The organism is Stenotrophomonas sp. 2YAF22, assembly GCF_052114665.1.
Lineage (GTDB): Bacteria > Pseudomonadota > Gammaproteobacteria > Xanthomonadales > Xanthomonadaceae > Stenotrophomonas > Stenotrophomonas indicatrix.
Genome location: NZ_JBFRFE010000640.1, coordinates 1 through 2,428 on the forward strand (window position 1 = coordinate 1; position 2,428 = coordinate 2,428).

Here is a 2,428-nt window from a genome sequence, read left to right on the forward strand (position 1 = left end):
GATCTATATCTTCCATGCATTGGGCATATGCATTCCCGATCTTCTTCCCGCATGAGCCGGAGGGTAGATTCCCCTGACAATGCGACCGTGGATCGCGCCGATCCCGGGCACGACCAAGCTCCACCGGCTGGACGAGAATCTGGGCGCAGTGGATCTGGAGCTCGATAAGGCCGACCTGGCGAAAATCGATAACGAAATGACGCAGATCAGGATCAGTGGCGCACGTTTGCCGGAGGCCGCGTTGAAGATGACCGGCAAGTAGGCATTCCTGCATCGCCTTGCTGCCGTGCAGAGGGGAGGGTGCAGGCTGTATCGCTGACACCTGTCACTTGTCCGGGCAATGCGTACCGCCAATAGTGAGCGCCACCGCCGCCTCCCTGGCCGGCACTCACCGAAAGGACCTCCCGTGAACCTGCTGCAGCAACTCCTCTCGCAGACCCCCATCTGGGTCTGGGTGCTTCTGGCGTTCCTGGTCTCGCGCGGCATCGCGGCCATGCGACCGGGACAGACCTCGCTGCGGAAGCTGGCCATCGTGCCCGCGCTGTTCAGCGTCTGGGGCATCTGGTCGATCAGCCATCGCTATGGCGGCTCGCCAGTGGCGTGGGCCGAGTGGCTGGCGGGAATCTGCGCGGGCGCGGCATTGGGCTGGCTGCTGCTGCGCCGGGCAACGCTGACCGTGGACGCCTCCACGGGCACGCTGTGGCGCAGTGCCGACTACAGCCTGCTGCCACTGCTGTTGGTCACGTTCGTCATCAAGTACGGTTTTGAAGCGGCGCTCGCCGTGGCGCCCGGCCTGAGCAGCAACGCAGGTTTCAGTGCCGCCTATCTCCTGCTGTCTGGCGGATTCACCGGCATCTTCATCGGCAAGTACTGCCGTTATCTGGCTGCGTTGCGCCGGGCGGCGCCCAGCGGGATGCAGCCTGCGGGCTGAGTCCAGCCCAGGATGAGGGGCGGTGCACGCGCTTCGGTCGCGCCCTCACCACATTCACCTCGCAGCAGCGAAAATGCATCCTTGGGCGCGCTTTGATGCGCACCGCTCACTGCCTGCAGGAACGAAACGATGTCCAACAACCCTTTCGGAGAATCCTCGTGCGCTGCCGCAGCCGGCGGCTGCGTCGAGGTGCGCGGCGCGCGCGAGCACAACCTCAAGAATGTCGATGTCTCCATTCCGCGCAATGCGCTGGTGGTGTTCTCCGGGGTATCGGGTTCGGGCAAGTCATCGTTGGCCTTTGGGACGGTCTTCGCTGAGGCGCAGCGGCGCTACTTCGAGTCGGTTGCGCCGTATGCACGGCGCCTGATCGACCAGGCGGGCGTGCCCGATGTGGATGCCATCGATGGGCTGCCACCGGCAGTGGCCCTGCAGCAGCAGCGTGGCGCCAGCAATGCACGTTCGTCTGTGGGCAGTGTGACCACGCTGTCCAGCCTGGTGCGCATGATGTATTCGCGTGCGGGGGCATACCCGGCCAATCAGCCCATGCTGTACGCCGAGGACTTCTCACCCAATACGCCACAGGGTGCCTGCAGCACCTGCCACGGCCTTGGGCACGTCTACGAGGTGACCGAAGCGTTGATGGTTCCGGATCCGACGCTGAGCATCCGCGAGCGCGCCATCGCCTCCTGGCCGCCGGCATGGCACGGCCAGAACCTGCGCGACATCCTGGTCACGCTCGGCTACGACATCGACATACCGTGGAAGAAGCTGCCGAAGAAGGACAGAGAGTGGATCCTGTTCACCGAGGAGACGCCGACCGCACCGGTCTATGCCGGCTTCACGCCTGCCGAAACCCGGGCCGCGCTCAAGCGGAAACTTGAGCCCAGTTATATGGGTACCTATACCGGCGCCCGCCGCTACGTACTGCATACGTTTGCCAATACCCAAAGCGCGCTGATGCGCAAGCGGGTTTCCCGCTACATGGAGGGCAAGCTGTGCCCGGCCTGCCACGGAAAGCGCCTGAAGCCGGAGGCGCTTTCGGTCACCTTCGCCGGTGTGGATATCGGTGAATTCATGCGGCTGCCGCTGGATCAACTGGCGGATCTGCTCGAGCCCATCGCGCACGGCGATTTCAGCGCGCACAGCCGTGGCTCAAGCAACAGAAGGGGCGCCACGCGCCGCGATCGCACCCAGCGAGCGGCCAGCGGTGGTGCCAGCCATGCCTCGGCCCCCGACGTACGGCTGACCTCGGCATTGTCGGAAGAGAAGCGCTTGGCTGCACAGCGGCTCGCAAGCGGGGTCATGGCGCGTGTACGGCAATTGCGGGGCCTGGGCCTGGGGTATCTCTCGCTGGATCGCRCCACGCCAACGCTATCGGCCGGCGAGCTGCAGCGCTTGCGGCTGGCGACGCAGCTCAGCTCGTTGCTTTTTGGCGTGCTGTACGTGCTCGACGAGCCATCGGCCGGCCTGCATCCTGCCGACAGCCAGGCGCTGTAC

General features: G+C 65.0%; 2 protein-coding genes and 1 pseudogene. All 3 read left to right on the plus strand.

Annotated features, from left to right (window positions below; genetic code table 11):
* Nucleotides 1–79: 79 nt before the first annotated feature.
* Complete coding sequence (locus AB4Y84_RS19325) at nt 80–262, plus strand: hypothetical protein (RefSeq protein ID WP_442243583.1); 183 nt, start codon at nt 80–82, stop codon at nt 260–262.
* A gap of 144 nt (nt 263–406) precedes the next feature.
* Nucleotides 407–931, plus strand: a complete 525-nt coding sequence (locus tag AB4Y84_RS19330) for a DUF6622 family protein (RefSeq protein WP_442243582.1) — start codon at nt 407–409, stop codon at nt 929–931.
* A gap of 129 nt (nt 932–1,060) precedes the next feature.
* Nucleotides 1,061–2,428: pseudogene (locus tag AB4Y84_RS19335) on the plus strand (excinuclease ABC subunit A); the annotation flags it as partial.

What these genes read in the sequence shown, in the direction of transcription:
- AB4Y84_RS19325 (WP_442243583.1), top strand. Translation starts at nt 80, where the DNA reads ATGCGACCGTGGATCGCGCCGATCCCGGGCACGACCAAGCTCCACCGG.